Annotated in this window: 18 protein-coding genes; 12 read left to right on the top strand and 6 right to left on the bottom strand. The window is 32.0% G+C overall.

What is annotated here, in order from left to right:
- Position 1 precedes the first annotated feature (1 nt).
- Complete coding sequence (locus C4S29_RS13450; RefSeq protein WP_103914616.1) at positions 2–958, top strand: NAD-dependent epimerase/dehydratase family protein; 957 nt, start codon at positions 2–4, stop codon at positions 956–958.
- A 4-nt stretch (positions 959–962) separates the two neighbouring features.
- On the opposite strand, the gene C4S29_RS13445 is transcribed toward C4S29_RS13450, so the two are convergent.
- Both C4S29_RS13445 and C4S29_RS13440 read right to left on the bottom strand, forming a co-directional pair.
- Positions 963–2,171, bottom strand: a complete 1,209-nt coding sequence (locus C4S29_RS13445; RefSeq protein WP_103914615.1) for a metallophosphoesterase — start codon at positions 2,169–2,171, stop codon at positions 963–965.
- A complete protein-coding gene (locus C4S29_RS13440; RefSeq protein WP_103914614.1) occupies positions 2,172–3,248 on the bottom strand; it encodes a 3-oxoacyl-ACP synthase III family protein in 1,077 nt (358 codons plus the stop codon).
- A gap of 101 nt (positions 3,249–3,349) precedes the next feature.
- Between C4S29_RS13440 and C4S29_RS13435 the strand changes: the two genes are divergently transcribed.
- From C4S29_RS13435 to C4S29_RS13385, 10 genes are all read left to right on the top strand, one after another.
- Positions 3,350–3,919 (top strand): FixH family protein, encoded by a 570-nt coding sequence (locus tag C4S29_RS13435; protein ID WP_103914613.1) that lies wholly within the window; start codon positions 3,350–3,352, stop codon positions 3,917–3,919.
- An 88-nt stretch (positions 3,920–4,007) separates the two neighbouring features.
- A complete protein-coding gene (ubiE, locus tag C4S29_RS13430; protein WP_103914612.1) occupies positions 4,008–4,727 on the top strand; it encodes a bifunctional demethylmenaquinone methyltransferase/2-methoxy-6-polyprenyl-1,4-benzoquinol methylase UbiE in 720 nt (239 codons plus the stop codon).
- Positions 4,728–4,729: 2 nt separating this feature from the next.
- Entirely contained in the window at positions 4,730–5,515 is a 786-nt protein-coding gene (gene porT / locus C4S29_RS13425) for a type IX secretion/gliding motility protein PorT/SprT (RefSeq protein ID WP_103914611.1), read from the top strand.
- Positions 5,516–6,532: 1,017 nt separating this feature from the next.
- Complete coding sequence (locus C4S29_RS13415; protein WP_103914609.1) at positions 6,533–6,835, top strand: hypothetical protein; 303 nt, start codon at positions 6,533–6,535, stop codon at positions 6,833–6,835.
- Positions 6,835–7,122, top strand: a complete 288-nt coding sequence (locus C4S29_RS13410) for a cell division protein ZapA (RefSeq protein WP_103914608.1) — start codon at positions 6,835–6,837, stop codon at positions 7,120–7,122. Before C4S29_RS13415 ends, C4S29_RS13410 begins: the two co-directional genes overlap by 1 nt.
- Before the next feature lie 253 nt (positions 7,123–7,375).
- The gene (gene rny, locus C4S29_RS13405) at positions 7,376–8,944 is read left to right on the top strand and encodes a ribonuclease Y (RefSeq protein WP_103914607.1); all 1,569 of its coding nucleotides are present in this window, start codon (positions 7,376–7,378) and stop codon (positions 8,942–8,944) included.
- A gap of 134 nt (positions 8,945–9,078) precedes the next feature.
- Positions 9,079–9,585 carry a hypothetical protein gene (locus tag C4S29_RS13400; RefSeq protein ID WP_103914606.1) on the top strand — a complete coding sequence of 169 codons (507 nt, stop codon included), beginning with the start codon at positions 9,079–9,081 and terminating at the stop codon, positions 9,583–9,585.
- 2 nt (positions 9,586–9,587) lie between these two features.
- Entirely contained in the window at positions 9,588–10,244 is a 657-nt protein-coding gene (locus C4S29_RS13395; RefSeq protein WP_103914605.1) for a hypothetical protein, read from the top strand.
- Positions 10,245–10,306: 62 nt separating this feature from the next.
- The gene (locus C4S29_RS13390; protein WP_159969858.1) at positions 10,307–11,020 is read left to right on the top strand and encodes a sensor histidine kinase; all 714 of its coding nucleotides are present in this window, start codon (positions 10,307–10,309) and stop codon (positions 11,018–11,020) included.
- A 9-nt stretch (positions 11,021–11,029) separates the two neighbouring features.
- A complete protein-coding gene (locus tag C4S29_RS13385; protein WP_103914603.1) occupies positions 11,030–11,674 on the top strand; it encodes a response regulator transcription factor in 645 nt (214 codons plus the stop codon).
- A 29-nt stretch (positions 11,675–11,703) separates the two neighbouring features.
- Here C4S29_RS13385 and C4S29_RS13380 read toward each other — a convergent pair whose 3' ends face one another.
- Both C4S29_RS13380 and C4S29_RS13375 read right to left on the bottom strand, forming a co-directional pair.
- Positions 11,704–12,171, bottom strand: a complete 468-nt coding sequence (locus C4S29_RS13380; protein WP_103914602.1) for an acyl-CoA thioesterase — start codon at positions 12,169–12,171, stop codon at positions 11,704–11,706.
- A gap of 100 nt (positions 12,172–12,271) precedes the next feature.
- Positions 12,272–12,967 (bottom strand): nitroreductase family protein, encoded by a 696-nt coding sequence (locus C4S29_RS13375; RefSeq protein ID WP_103914601.1) that lies wholly within the window; start codon positions 12,965–12,967, stop codon positions 12,272–12,274.
- Positions 12,968–13,388: 421 nt separating this feature from the next.
- Here C4S29_RS13375 and C4S29_RS13370 point away from each other — a divergent pair, with 421 nt between their 5' ends.
- A complete protein-coding gene (locus C4S29_RS13370) occupies positions 13,389–13,742 on the top strand; it encodes an arsenate reductase family protein (RefSeq protein WP_103914600.1) in 354 nt (117 codons plus the stop codon).
- A 73-nt stretch (positions 13,743–13,815) separates the two neighbouring features.
- Here the strand turns inward: C4S29_RS13370 and gcvT are convergent, their stop codons facing one another.
- Together gcvT and idi are read right to left on the bottom strand one after the other, a co-directional pair.
- A complete protein-coding gene (gene gcvT / locus C4S29_RS13365) occupies positions 13,816–14,895 on the bottom strand; it encodes a glycine cleavage system aminomethyltransferase GcvT (protein WP_103914599.1) in 1,080 nt (359 codons plus the stop codon).
- A gap of 181 nt (positions 14,896–15,076) precedes the next feature.
- On the bottom strand, positions 15,077–15,586 hold the full coding sequence (gene idi / locus C4S29_RS13355; protein ID WP_103914597.1) for an isopentenyl-diphosphate Delta-isomerase: 510 nt from the start codon (positions 15,584–15,586) through the stop codon (positions 15,077–15,079).
- Positions 15,587–15,800: the final 214 nt, after the last annotated feature.

Genomic DNA, 15,800 nt, shown 5'->3' with positions numbered 1-15,800 from the left:
TATGACAACTGAAAAAATACTTATAACTGGCGCACTAGGCCAAATTGGAACCGAACTCACCAATCGTTTGGTAGAAATACATGGTGCTGAAAATGTCGTTGCTTCAGGATTAGATAGATGGCAGAAAAATCTAACTTCTGCCGCCTATTATGAGAGAATGGATGTGAGCAATACGCAACTTGTGCGGCAAGTTATCAAAGATTACGAAATTACCACGGTTTATCATTTAGCGTCGCTACTCTCCGGAACATCTGAAAAACAGCCACTTTTTGCGTGGAAACTTAATATAGAACCTTTGCTCAATTTTTGTGAAATGGCAAGAGAAGGTTTAATTTCAAAAATATTTTGGCCAAGTTCTATCGCTGTTTTTGGGAAAGGAATTCCAAAAGAAAATGTGGGGCAAGATGTGGTTTTAAACCCGACCACCGTTTATGGAATATCTAAAATGGCGGGCGAAAAATGGTGTGAATATTATTTTGATAAACACGGCGTAGATGTACGAAGCATCAGATATCCAGGATTAATCTCTTGGAAAACACCTGCCGGTGGCGGAACCACAGATTATGCTGTAGAAATCTTTTATGAAGCAATAGAAGAAAAAAAATACAAAAGTTATATCACAGAAAACACCGCAATGCCGATGCTTTATATGGATGACGCGATTGAAGCAACATTGCAATTAATGGCGGCTCCAAAAGAAAAATTGACGGTTCACACTTCTTATAATTTGGGCGGAATGACTTTTACACCAAAAGAATTAGCAGCGGAAATAAAAAAAGAAATTCCAGAATTCGAAATTTCTTACGAAGCAGATTTTCGCCAAAAAATTGCAGAATCTTGGCCCGCGTCTATTGATGATTCTATCGCCAAAAAAGATTGGGATTTAAATTATACTTTTGATATCTCTGAAATGACGAAAGATATGTTGAAAAATTTAAGAATTAAACTAAAGAAATAGTATTTTATCTCAATTCAAATAAAGTAATTTCAGGCTCAATCCCAACTCTTCCAGGATAACCAATCACTCCAAAACCTCTGTTTACGTAGAGGTTTTTGCCTTCACTTTCATATAAATCTGCCCATTTTGGATATTTATATTTTACCGGCGACCATTTAAAATTCTTTAAATCTATCCCAAATTGCATTCCATGTGTATGGCCCGAAAGTGTGAGTTGTACGTTTGAAGGATGTTTTTTTACAATATAATCAAAATGTGTAGGATCGTGGCTCATTAATATTTTTGCGGCTTCTGGCGGGACATTTTCAGAAGCTTTGTCTAAATCTCCATATTGCGGAAATGGTTTTATTCCCCAGTTTTCTACACCTAAGATATAAAGTTTCTCCCCATTTTTTTCAATAATTCGGTGCTCGTTTCGGAGCATTTCAAAACCGGCTTGCTTTTGAAACCCGATTAATTTTGGGATATTTTTTGCTTTTTCTTCTGGTGATGGCCAATCTGCATAATCGCCGTAATCGTGATTGCCGAGAATGGAAAATTTTCCGTCTTTAGATTTTATCGTTTTAAATAAAGGAATAAATGGTTCAAATTCTTCCGCAAAATTATTAACCATATCGCCTGTAAATAAAACTAAATCTGCGTTTTGCTCATTAATTAAATCTACCGCATGCTGCAATTTTTCTGGATGAAAAAAACTTCCGCTATGAACATCGGAAATTTGTAAAATTTTATAAGATTTAAAACTTGCTGGTAAATTGGCAATTTTAATTTTAACTTTTCTCACTTTATGGCGGTATTTTCCAAAAATAATACCATCAATAAAAGCATACGAAAGCAAAGATGCTGTTCCAAAACCAATAATTGATAAAAATTTTCTTCTCGCCGGAAAATGCGCTGTGGAACTAGAACCAACAGAACTTATGCCGTAACTGAAGATCCGGATAACGTCTTCTAGCAAAAGAAGTAAAACAATAAAAAGTTTTGGAATAATAAATATCACAAAAATAGCCGCTAAAGTCTGTATTTTGTGCTGATCCCGATCGCCACGATTAAAATTTAAAATCTGGTAAAAACAAAAAGCGTAAACGGCTACCGTAATAATCCAATAAGAAATACGAAGCCAGGTGTTACTAGTAAGTGTTTTAAATGCCTGGTAAACGTAAAATTCTAACAGAAATACGATTCCTGTGATAATTAATATTCTACTTTGCATTTATTTTTTTGAAGGAAATCTATAGACTATAGCGTTAATATTCATACCTGCGCCCACAGAAGCGAAAACAATATTTCCATCTTTTTTGAAGGATTGATTTTCCATTTTACCTTTAATAATAAGATCAAACATTGTGGGAATAGTTGCAACAGAAGAATTACCAAAATCTTGAATCGTCATTGGCGCTATAGAATGGTCGTAGTCTTTAATGTCATATAATTTGAAAAGCCGAGAAATCATGGCGTAATCCATTTTGGCATTTGCTTGATGGATGAGTATTTTATCAATATCTTCAATTCCCAAATTTGCTGCATCAATGGTTTCTTTTATGGCATCGGGAACATTTTTCAGGGCATATTCATAAATTTTTCGTCCGTGCATTCTGATGTATAATGTTTTTTGCTCGGCAGATTTGTTTAGTGAAGGCGAATTTTCTAAAAACATTAATTCTGCATCATTATCGCAGTAGGTTTTATTAGAAATTATTCCAACATTTTCTTCATCACTTGCTTTTACAACAACGGCTCCGGCGCCGTCAGCAAATATCATTTTATTTCTATCGTGTGGATCTGTAACACGGCTCAAAGTTTCTGCGCCAACCACTAAAATCAATTTTGCTTTGCCTGCTTTAATAATAGTATCCGCCAAAATCATGGCTTCAACCCAGCCGGGACAACCAAAAATCATATCATAATTTACACAGTTCCGATTCTTAATTCCCAATTTATTTTTAACACGTGCAGAAAGTGATGGCATAAAATTGCTCATTCCATTGGTATCCACTTCACCAAAATTGCTAGCGTAGATGATATAATCTAAATCTTCGCGGTTTATTTTAGCATCTATAATCGCTTCTTCTGCTGCTCTAAACCCGATATCAGAATTGTGTTCTTCATCTTTTATATACCTTCGGTTTTCAATTTCTGTAATTTCTACAAACTTCTGAATAACTTCCGCATTTGGTTTGGTTAATAATTCTCCCTCGTCGGAGTAGAATTCTGAGTTTAGGAAATGTTCTCTTGTGATAATTCTTTCAGGAATATGGCTTCCAGAACCGATGATAATAGTGTTTGGCATTTTAAAACTAAATATTTGAGGAGCAAAGTTATGAATTTATATTAAAATCGTACTTAAACAAATTTATTATTAAATTTGCAATATCTATATTTTTAAATTTTATGAAAAACAATGCAGCGGTAAGAGGTTTTGTGATTGCGGTTTTGGCAGTGGTATTTGCGTTTACTATCTACTTTCTTTATTTAGCGAAAAAAAATTATTATGTTGTTGATAATCCTTCCCAAAAAAATTATTATTTCAAAATTAATAATGGTGAAGAAAATGTAGTTGCTGCTGGCCAAAGTGTAAGAGTAAAAATAAAAAAGGGAAGCAATAATATTGCTGTTTTTGATGAGGCTAAAAAACCATTGTACGATTCTACTTTCCAAGTAAAAAAAATCCGTGGTTTAATAAATATTGCGCATGAAGATTATTATATTTACCGTCAATATTATGGCTATAATTTGAACAAAGATTCACTTTTGCGCTCGCAAGATATTATAGAAATTGATGGCAAAAGATATTTTGGCGGTGCAAAACACTTTAATAAACTCTACACCGACGATTTTTATTATAACGTAGATGAAGATTACGATAAGATTATTAAAAATATAGCCACTGTAGAATCTCGCACTAAGATTTTTAGAAAACAAGATTTTATTAATTATTATCGATCGATTTATAAATTTTGATTTTTAAGAGAAAAAGAAACAATTACTAAAAAAAATACTTTTTTAAACTAATCATTAAAAAAGTATTAAAATAAATAAAAAAAATAATTTGAAACCAGTTACGCCTTATAACACAGAAGCCGGAAAAAAGCGCGAAGTAGAAGATATGTTTGATAATATCGCGCCGAAATACGATTTGCTCAACCACGTTTTATCAATGAAAATTGACGTTTTGTGGCGAAATAAATTAGTGAAATGGATGAATGAAGATGCACCAAAATTGGTGTTAGACGTTGCAACCGGCACAGGAGATTTAGCCATTGCTGTTCAGAAAAAAACCGGCGCAAAGGTGGTTGGCTTAGACCTTGCGCAGCAAATGCTTAATGTTGGGATTACTAAAATTAAAAATATTAATTTAGATTCCCAAATTGAAATGATAAAAGGCGATGCAGAAAATCTTACTTTCACAGATAATAAATTTGATGCTGTTTGCGTTGCATTTGGAGTGCGCAACTTCGAAAATTTAAATAAAGGTTTGGAAGAATTGAGAAGAGTAGTGAAAGAAAATAGAAGCGTTTTTATTTTAGAATTCTCAAAAGTGGAAGGCTTTCTAGCGCCATTTTATATGTTTTATTTTAAAAATATCTTACCAAAAATTGGGCGATTAGTTTCTAAAGATGCGCGTGCTTATACGTATTTGCCAGATTCAGTAAACGCTTTTCCTTATGGTGAAAAAATGAAAAATATTTTGCTAGAAACAGGATTTAAAAAAGTTGAATATAAAAAATTAACTTTGGGCGTTGCCACAATTTACAAAGCCACAAAATAATGATGAATAAATTATTTCTAAAAATAATATTTTTAACTGTATTTTCTGCAGCCACACTTCTAGAGGCGCAACTATTCCGTACCAAAGACCGAATGGATAATTTAGAAGGGGTAGATGATCAAAAAATGAGTTACGGCTTTTTTCTGAACGCCAATCAATTTGATTATAAATTAGTTTTAGACCCAAAATATGGCATGGATGGTCAGAAAAATTTAGTGCAAAGTAAAACCACTTTCAGTTTTGGCGCAGGACTAATCGGTAGATTGCGTTTGAATGATAATTTTGATTTGCGATTAGAGCCAGGCTTGCAATTTGTGGATAGAGAGTTAACGTTTGATACGCAATCTAATGATCAATATGCCGCAGGAACTACGACTAATGCACCTTTTACGCCTCTAACTTTGACCGAAGCGGATAAATTTAGAAAAGTAAAATCAACTTATTTGGATATTCCTTTGTTGCTAGAATTTCATGGCGATCGTTGGTATAATTCTCGTCCTTACGCCGCTGCAGGTATCAATTACGCTGTGAATTTGCAATCCAACAGTTCGGCCACAGATGATAATCAGCAAGGTGTTTTTAGGTCCACTTCTACTAATTTTGGTTGGACTGCCGAACTAGGCATTCAGTTTTATTTTTCCAGATTTAAACTTACACCAGCCTTTCGTGGCACATTTTTCACCAATAACGAATTGGTTTCAGACAATGCAACAACGCCGCCTTATTGGGCTGCGGCAATTTCTACGATGCAAAGTAGAGCATTTATGTTTATTTTGAAGTTTGAGTAGCGATTTGAAAACAATTATTAATAAATCAAATTCTTTGTCAGTATTAAAATTAATTTTAATACTAATAAGCGTGAACTTTGTTTATTATTTAATTGTATATTATAGAATTATAGATTTAGATTCATTAATTAATGTCCGGATTAATAATGATTCACAGTATTCAATCATGAATATTGTGTTTTTTAGAACATTTTTGCCACTAATAATTGATTTATTATTATATTTTGTTTTAGTAAACAAAAAGACTATTATTTCTTTTATTTTATATCTTTTATTAATAGTTATAATTTTACCTATTCCCTATATTTACATTCTTAAATATTTTCAAAAAATTTTATAAGGTCGTAATGGCTTTACATTTACATTAGAAAAGTAAGTTTAAATTAGAAAATATTTGTTAATTTATATCAGTTAACAAATTAAAATTATTTTATAACTGATAATTTTATTTATGGAAAATAAAATTAAAATCACCCGTCCAATGGCACTTATCATTTTATTAAGTCCCTTTGCTATAATGTATTTTTACGGAAAAATTTTTTACAACCAAAATTTCACAAAAATGGAAAATACACAATAGGAATTGTTAATAAGTTTGATTTTATGAGAGGAGGTGGCGGAACAGTTTTTTATTCTTACTTAGTTAAAAATAAAAACTACACGGGTTCATCAGGTGTTTCAGATGAATATTATAATAATAAAAAGGATTTACATAATAAGATTTATTACAATCTTTGTTTCAGGTGACGAAGGTCTTTCTAAAATTTTAGTAGAATATCCAGTTCCAGATAGCATAAAATCTGCTCCTCAAGATGGGTGGAAACAAATACCATAATGGGCAAAAAAATCCAAAAATATAGATTATCATCCGCTCTTTTAAATCAATTACACGTAATTTAATTAGAGTTTTTTTAAATAAATTTTATCACATTTTAGAAAAATTCAAATAAATTTAACTTTATAGTAATATGAAATTTAAATTTTATATTTTTGTAAAAGTTAGAATTAAAACCTGAAATGCTTCAAGACTTAGAAAATAATTTTTCAGTTTTAGAAAAAAAAATTCTCAATCTTCATAAGAATTATAAAAATTTGAATGAGCAGTTTGTAGAATTGAGTCTAGAGTATGAGCTAATGAAAAAGAAATATGAAGAAGAGCGCAAAAAAAATCAGGAATTAGCAGAAGAACAGAAAAATATAAAACTTTATTCAGCACTTTCAGGAAACTCAGACCACAATCGCTTGATGAAAAATCACATCAATAGATTGGTAAAAGAAGTAGATTCTTGTATAATGCAATTGCAAAACAGCGGTTTATAATGGATGTAAGAAGAATTACAATTAATATCGCAGGGCGAACCTATCCGCTAAATGTGCCTTCCGCAGAAGAAGAAACGCTTCGCCGCGTGGGAAAGCAAATTGAAAGTATGATTAAAGAATTCGAAGCCAACTTCGATGTACGAGATAAGCAAGATGCGATTGCAATGTGTGCCTTAAGAATGGGCACCGACGCAGAAGTAGCGAAAATGTCTCAAGAAAAAAATATTATTGCTTCTACAGAGCGGGTGAAAAAAATAAACCAACTCTTAGAAGAACTGGAAAAGTAGATTGTTCTTTTCCACCAAAATCTGCCTACAATAGTTCTAACACATTAAGGTAAACTCAACACTATTAAAAAGCCGAGCAAATGTTCCCAGAATGGCGCGCCGATTTACTTCGGATTACAGACGGGGAAAATGAGTTCAAAACGTGTCGATTAGGAGTTTACTCTACATCTTTTGAATTATTGTAGGCTTTTTTTATGCAAAAAAAAATGAGATAAAAAATATTAAAAACAAACATTAACATAAATAACAATAAATGATCACAACAATAACAGTCGGTATAATTTGCCTAGTTTTAGGGGCAATTGCCGCCTTTTTATACAGCAAAAGTACGCTGAATTCTAAAGCGAATTTTCTCTTAAAAGATGCACAGAAAAATGCAGATGCCTTATTAGAAAAAACTAAACTTCAAGCGGAAGCGATTAGAAAAGAGAAACACATCCAAGCAAAAGAAAAGTTTTTAGAACTTAAATCTGAGCACGATGCCAATATCCAAAGTCGCGAAAAGAAAATGCAAGATGCAGAAAATAGAATAAAAGACAAAGAACAAAAACTAAATGATGAACTCAGTAAAACTGGGAAATTAGAAAAAGATTTGGAAAGAAAATCAGCAGAATTCGACAAAAAAACTGAAATTATTGAAAGAAAACAACAAGAATTAGATAAAATTACCGCTCAAAAAGTAGAGATTTTAGAAAAAGTGGCTAATTTTTCTGCTGAAGAAGCCAAAAACGAATTGGTAGAGGCGATGAAAGCCGAGGCCAAAACCAAAGCCCAAGCGCACGTGCAAAACATAATGGCAGAAGCAAATATGAATGCTAAAGCTGAAGCCAAAAAAATCGTGATTCAAACCATTCAAAGAATTGGAACAGAGCAAGCGATAGAGAATTCTGTGTCTGTTTTTAATATCGAATCTGATGAAATTAAAGGTAGAATTATCGGGCGAGAAGGTAGAAATATTCGTGCTTTAGAAGCTGCAACGGGAGTAGAAATTATCGTTGATGATACGCCAGAAGCCATTTTATTATCTTGTTTTGATCCCGTTCGTCGTGAAATTGCAAGATTATCTTTGCACCGATTGGTAACAGACGGCAGAATTCACCCTGCGAGAATTGAAGAAGTGGTAGAAAAAACCCAAAAAATGATCGAAGAAGAAATCATTGAAGTAGGGAAGAGAACGGTTATAGATTTGGGAATTCATGGTCTTCATCCAGAGTTAGTAAAAGTTGTTGGGCGAATGAAATTCCGTTCGTCTTATGGCCAGAATTTACTGCAACACTCCAGAGAAGTCGCGAATATTGCTGCAACAATGGCGGCAGAATTAGGTTTAAACGTAAAATTAGCCAAAAGAGCAGGTTTATTACACGATATCGGAAAAGTGCCAGAGCAAGAATCTGAATTGCCACACGCACTTCTAGGAATGCAATGGGCCGAAAGATTGGGCGAAAATGCAGAAGTTGTAAACGCCATCGGCGCGCACCACGATGAAATTGAAATGACATCACTTTTATCGCCAATTATTCAGGTTGCAGATGCCATTTCTGGTGCAAGACCGGGCGCAAGACGACAGGTTTTAGAATCTTACATTCAGCGTTTGAAGGATTTAGAAGCAGCCGCGCTAAGTTTTGATGGTGTTTCGAGCGCTTATGCCATTCAGGCAGGAAGAGAATTAAGAGTAATGGTAGAAAGCGGAAAAGTTTCAGATGATGTTGCAGCGCAATTGTCTTATGACATTTCGGAAAAAATTCAGAATGAAATGACTTATCCTGGACAAGTGAAAATCACTGTAATTCGAGAAACCAGAGCTGTCAATATCGCGAGATAAAATTTTTAAAACTTAAAAAAAATACCAATAATTAAATTTATTGGTATTTTTTTTAGTTAAATATTTAGAGAAAACGGGTAAAACACTTATATTTTAATTAATTCAATTTAATATATTTGTTATAAACTAGTAACATGAAATCTAAACCTTTTTTCATTGTTTCTGCAGTTGCAGTTTCAATAATTTTTACAATCATTTCCTGTAAGGATAAAACTCGCTCGGGAAATGTGTCAAACTCTCCAGAATTAGAAGCCCATCTTATAACTCAGGAGCAAGCAAAAATTTTAGCAACTGAATATGAGAATAACAATTATAAAATAATAAACGCCCAGCGGAAAACGCCAGATTCTAAAGAAATTTATTATGATATTGATGTTTTAGAACAATACATTCAATACGTAAAAGCAGAAGCAAAAAGTAAAGGAATTGCAAATGTAGGCATCACAATTGCTTTCGGACAATATCCAAATAATGGGGATTTTGACAAAAGACTGAATCCAAATTACTTGGGCTATCAAACTGTTTTTTTGAAGCCGACAATAAAACAAATTATAAAATCACCGAATGATTCTTTAAAACATTTATGTGATCCAGATGGAATTAAAACTTTTGATTTTGGACAATTATCTCCACCAAATTAATTATGGAATGGAATACTAATTTAGGCCTTTCGATAATCAATATTTTAATGTTGAGTATTTGCGTAATGTTGTTCAAAAAAAGAACTGTTTTAGGCGAATATTTTTATTATATGATGGCTGCAATGGGCTTAACTTATGTTATCGATCTGGTGACGTTTATTATCCGTTGTTCGAGTATTAATAATATATATATTCTTTATATTTACATTTATGGCGGTCTTGGGCTTTTTTTTCTGATTATTTTTTTAATGTATCAAAATTTAATTAAGGATCGTCTTCTAAAAAAAATATCAACCTTTATCACTGTTCTTTTTCTGATTTTATATTTTTATAAAATATTTACAATAAAAATTTCAAATGGTTTCCCTGATATTATTTTATTTATCAACGTATTTCTACTAATATTCGGTATATCTTTATTTTTATTAGATACTTTTAAAACGGATTTAATTTTAGAAATAAGCCATTATTATCCATTTTGGTTTTCATTAGGGTTAATAATAATATATCTTGGCGTTGTTCCTTCCATTTTTATAAGTAAAATTGTAAGTAGCAAAAATTCTTTAAATTTATGGTCGTTTATAGTTTTTTTAGTCAATCTTGCGGGTTATGGAACTCTTTTAATAGGCTTGTTTAAAGCAAAGAAATTAGATAAATAATGGATTTTTCAGAGTTCAATTTAATATACATTTTTACCACATTATTGGTATTAACTATTATAATGATACTGGTGATTGTCTATATATTTTTCTACAGAAAAAAATCTGAACTCTTATTCGAAAGACAATTTAAAGAGACGCAATTTCAGCAAGAATTGACTATTGCCATTATAGAAATGAGAGAAGTTACGCTAAGTTACATTGGCCAAGAACTTCATGACGATTTAGGCCAGAAAATGTCTGTCGCAAAACTAATGGTCAATCAATGTTTAGAAAACGCAGAAGGTAGTCAAAAAGAAATTTTATTAGAAATTAATGAAATTATTGGCGAAAGCATAAGAGATATTCGCAACCTAAGTAAAAGTTTTATTTCCGAGCAGATAGAAAATATTGGCTTAATAGAATCAATCAAAAAGGAAGTTTCTAGAATTGATAGGCTAAATTTAATGCAGATAATTTTTCAAAATGATTCTGAAAAAATTGATGTAAATCCGAAAGATTGCCTTATTTTGTTTAGAATTATTCAAGAATGTATTAATAATGTTTTAAAGCATTCTCGCGCAAAAAATCTGACCATTTCATTGAAAGATAAAAAAAAATCGGTAGAAATTATATTAAAAGATGACGGAATTGGGTTTGAAAATCATGACTCTAAAAATGGTAGCGGACTTATAAGCATGCAAAAAAGAGCCAATCTTATAAATACAGATTTTAATATTACTTCTAATGCAGGTGAAGGCACTACCATAAAATTAGTTTATAAAAAAATTAAATAAAACAAAACGATGGAAACTATCAAAGTAGGAATTGTAGACGATCACAAAATGCTTTCTGCTGCTATAGAAAAAATGATTTCAAGTAATGAAAAATATAATGTCGTTAGTAATTCTTGTAACGGTGAAGAATTTTTGAATACGCTTGAAAATAACGATATTTTACCAGATGTAGTTTTAATGGATATAAATATGCCAGTAAAAAACGGTTTGGAAACCACACAATATTTAAAAGAAAATTTCCCTGAAATTAAAGTCATTGCCTTAACGATGGAAGATAATGAAAAAACCATTATTTCTATGATAAATTCTGGTGCAAAAGGCTATTTACTTAAAGATATGTCGCCGAAAATTTTATTTGAAGCCATTGATGCCGTTTATGAAAAAGGTGTTTTTTATACAGATTTGGTAACACAATCTTTGCAAAATATTCCCACAGAAACATATGCAGTGCAGGATAGTGTGGAAGAATTAAAAGAAAGAGAAAAAGATTTCATCAAGTTGGCGTGCAGCGAAATGACTTACAAAGAAATAGCCGAAATTATGTTCTTAAGTCCCAAAACCATAGATGGCTACAGAGATTCAGTTTTCGCGAAATTAGATGTAAAAAATAGAGTAGGCCTTGTTCTTTTTGCCTTAAAACATAAACTGAACTAATATAAACTAATTCAGTTTTATTTAAAATTTTATAAAAACGGTTTCATTTCATCTTCAATCGTTTTCCGCAAATCCATTAGCCTTTTTGCGTATTGTTCTTGTTGTTTTTCCTGCTCTGTTTCGGGAATCCATTTTGGAACTGGAAGCGAATTTCCATTATCATCAACAGCCACAAAAACGATGATGCAATGCGTTTTTTTAGTAAAAACCGGTTGTTTTATATTTCGCGAAAAAACATTAATAGAAATATGCATACTCGTAGTTCCGGTGTAGATGACTTGCGCCTCCACCTTTACAATTTCGCCAATTTTTATAGGTTTAAAAAACCGAATGCCGCCTACATAAACGGTTACAGAATAATTTCCGCTCCAAGTTGTGGCGCACGCATAACCCGCTTGGTCAATCCATTTCATCACACTTCCGCCGTGTACATTTCCGCCATAATTAACGTCTGAAGGTTCGGATATAAACTGAAAAATAACAGGTAAATTGGTCATGGTTTTTATTTTTTTTGCTGTGCAAAAGTATATTATTTGAAAATGAAAATTGGTGATTTACAATAAAAAATATTTTATTTAAAATGTTACAAATATAAATTTACTCATAGAACTCGCTGACTTCGTCCAAAGTTTTTCTTTCAATATCAGGAACATAAGTGTCAGAATGCGCATAGCCAACCGGAAATAAAATAAAAGCACGTTCATTTGCAGGACGATTGAGAATTTTTGCTAAAAAATTCATCGGACTTGGCGTGTGCGTAAGAGTCACTAAACCAGCGTTGTGAATGGCCGCTATCAAAAATCCGCAAGCGATTCCCACAGATTCATTTACGTAATAATTGTTTTGTTTTTCATTATTTTCGTCTAATTCATAAACTTTTTTAAAAGCGATAATTAGCCATGGCGCATTTTCTAAAAACGGCTTATTCATATCCGTTCCTAATTTTTCTAAATCTTTTTTCCAACGCTCGCTCATTCTGCTTTCGTAGCTTATTTTTTCTTCCTCTTCCGCCGCAATTCTTATTTTCTTTTTGAGTTTAGCATTAGAAATGGCGCAAAACGTCCAAGGTTGCTTGTGCGCTCCAGAAGGCGCGGTAGAAGCAGAAAGTATAATATTTTCAATTATTTTTTTAGAAATTGGTTTATCGCTAAATGTGCGAATGGATCTTCTTGTATTTATTTTTTCTAAAAATGCTTCACTTTTTTCTAGCATTGTTTTTTCGTCAAAATCGGCCGAAGAATTGTACGAAATATGTTTGAAACCGTTTATAAGAATGTAATTGTCGCTTTTCATAATTTAAAATTCTTTCTTCAAAAAAATCCGAAACCATTTTATATAAGTTTACTAGATTTTTTTAAATTAAACCTGTTGTGCATATTGAAAAATATTAAACGCAAAGGCGCAAATAATTTATTTTCAGATATTTACGTTTATAAGGCGCAAAGTTTTAACTTCGTTAAAAGTTGAAAATCTTTGATTTTCTTGCGCCTTAGAACTATTTTCATAGTAACTAAGTTCTTGCGCCTTTGCGTTTAACTTGATTTACGGTTAATTATGCAGCTTGTCTAAATGCACAACAGGTTAAATTAAATTTAAAAGTAATGAAAAAATATTACTAAATTAGAAATATGAAATCGCCATTAAAAAATTTGCAAACCAACACCTATGAAGATAAGGCGATAACATATGTCCTAAAAACAATAAATATCTACATATGAAAAAAGTATTTTATCTAAAAACCTGCGGCACTTGTAGAAAAATTATGAACCTTTTCGATCTTTCAGATTGGGAACTTCGCGAACTAAAATCTCAAAATATTTCAGAAGAAGAACTAGCGGAATTATACAAATTCACCAATTCTTATGAAGCATTATTTAGTAAAAAATCTACCCAAATCAAGGCGCGAAATATTGATGTTAAAACTTTAAAAGAATCCGATTTTAAAACATTAATTTTAGAACATTATAGTTTTCTAAAACGCCCAGTTTTCGTAACCGATAAGGAAATATTTGTTGGAAATGACAAGAAAAATATTGAAAATTTAACCGATTTTTTCAATGAATTTTAAAAACCAAATCACGAATTTTAAATGAATAAAAAATATCGTAAACAATTAAAATTCGTGATTTTGCTGCTATTTCCTAAACAAAAGGCAATTTTACAATTTTGGCAGGAATGTTTTTATTTCTAATTTTTATAAAAATTTCACTTCCCACTTTTGTGAAATCTTTCGCCACATAAGCCAAACCAATTCCAACTTTTTTCATCGGACTCATCGTTCCAGATGTCACTTTTCCGATAATATTTCCTTCAGAATCTACCACTTCATAATCGTGCCTTGGGATGGCTTTTTCTTGCATTTCAAACGCAACCAATTTTTTTGTAACGCCTTCTGCTTTCTGTTTTGCAAGAAATTCTTTGTCCACAAAATCTTTTTCAAATTTTGTAATCCAACCTAAACCTGCTTCCAGAGGCGAAGTAGAATCATCAATATCATTTCCATAAAGGCAAAATCCTTTCTCTAAACGCAAAGTATCTCTTGCTGCTAAACCGCAAGGTAAAAGTCCAAATTCTTCCCCTGCTTTTGTCAATTCATCCCAGATTTTTTCGGCATTTTCATTTTTAAAATAAATTTCAAAACCGCCGCTTCCGGTATAGCCAGTGTTTGAAATAATTACATCCGAAAAACCAGCAACATTACCAATTCCGAAATGATAGTATGGAATTTTTGCTAAATCTGTATCGGTTAATTTTTGTAAAGTTTCGCTCGCTTTCGGCCCTTGCACAGCAATTAACGACATTTCATCAGACACATTTTTTAATTCTGCCCCGAAATTTTCATTATATTTTTGGAAATGAGCAAAATCTTTGTCGATATTAGCCGCATTTACAACCACGAAATATTGCGTATCATTAATTTTATAAATAATTAAATCATCTACAATTCCGCCTTTTCCGTTTGGTAAACAAGTGTATTGCGCTTTCCCATTTTCCAGATTTTCTACATTATTGCTGCAAGTAAATTGCAATAAATCCTTTGCTTTTTCGCCTTCTACATAAAATTGCCCCATGTGCGAAACATCAAAAATCCCCACTTTTTCGCGCACTGCAAAATGCTCTTCATTGATCCCAGAATATTGCACAGGCATTTCAAACCCTGCAAAATCTACCATTTTTGCGCCCAAAGAAACATGTTTTTCGTACAATGCCGTTTTACTCATAATTGTATATTTTTATTTTTTAGAAGCAGAAAATTTTATATTTTTCCACTTATCTTCCCGCTTTCACGGCTCGCTTTCCAAAAAAAATCCAAATGCGATTTTTTTGGAAGAGCTCAAACAAACCGTTCAATCGGGGCTAATTTTCGCTACTATTTTTTTCTTTCAAAGGAAGAAAATCAGTTTATAAGTGTTCTTTATATTCTTCCAGAATAATTTTAAACCATTCTGTGAAATCTTGAGGTTTTGCAGCCATTTCTTTCTCTAATTCTGACATAGAAATGTAACGTACTTCCGAAACTTCTTTCTCGTTCAATTTAAAATCACCTTCATATTGTCCCACAAAAACATGATCTAACTCGTGTTCCCAAAGATTTTGGCCTACTTCTGCTTTGTAAATAAAATTAAATTTAGATTTCAATTCACATTTAATTCCTAATTCTTCTTCTAATCTTCTATTTGCGGCTTGCAAATAAGTTTCATTTAATCTTGGGTGAGAACAAACTGCATTGGTCCATTGCTTTGGAGAATGGTATTTTTCTGCGGCTCTTTTTTGCAGAAGCATTTCGCCTTTTTCATTAAATAGAAAAACAGAAAACGCCCGATGCAAAAGTCCGGTTTGGTGGGCTTTCATTTTTTCCATTTGCCCCAAAACTTGGTCTTCAGGCGTCACTAAAACTACTAATTCTTCCATATTTTATTAGCGCCAAATTTAATAATTTTAATTGATAAAAGACTTAGAGCCTGTTTAAATTTCATTCAATAAATTTTTTATAGGCTTTTCTTAATTTTCTAAATTAAAATAAAATCTGTTTATTCTTAAATTTAACATTAAGAATTTCAGTGAGTTAAGTTTATTCTGATTAAGCAATCAATAAATTGATTTTTATTAAGTTTTTTAAGCGAAA

Source organism: Halpernia humi (genome assembly GCF_900108025.1).
Lineage (GTDB): Bacteria > Bacteroidota > Bacteroidia > Flavobacteriales > Weeksellaceae > Halpernia > Halpernia humi.
This window is presented reverse-complemented; position numbering and strand designations above follow the sequence as displayed.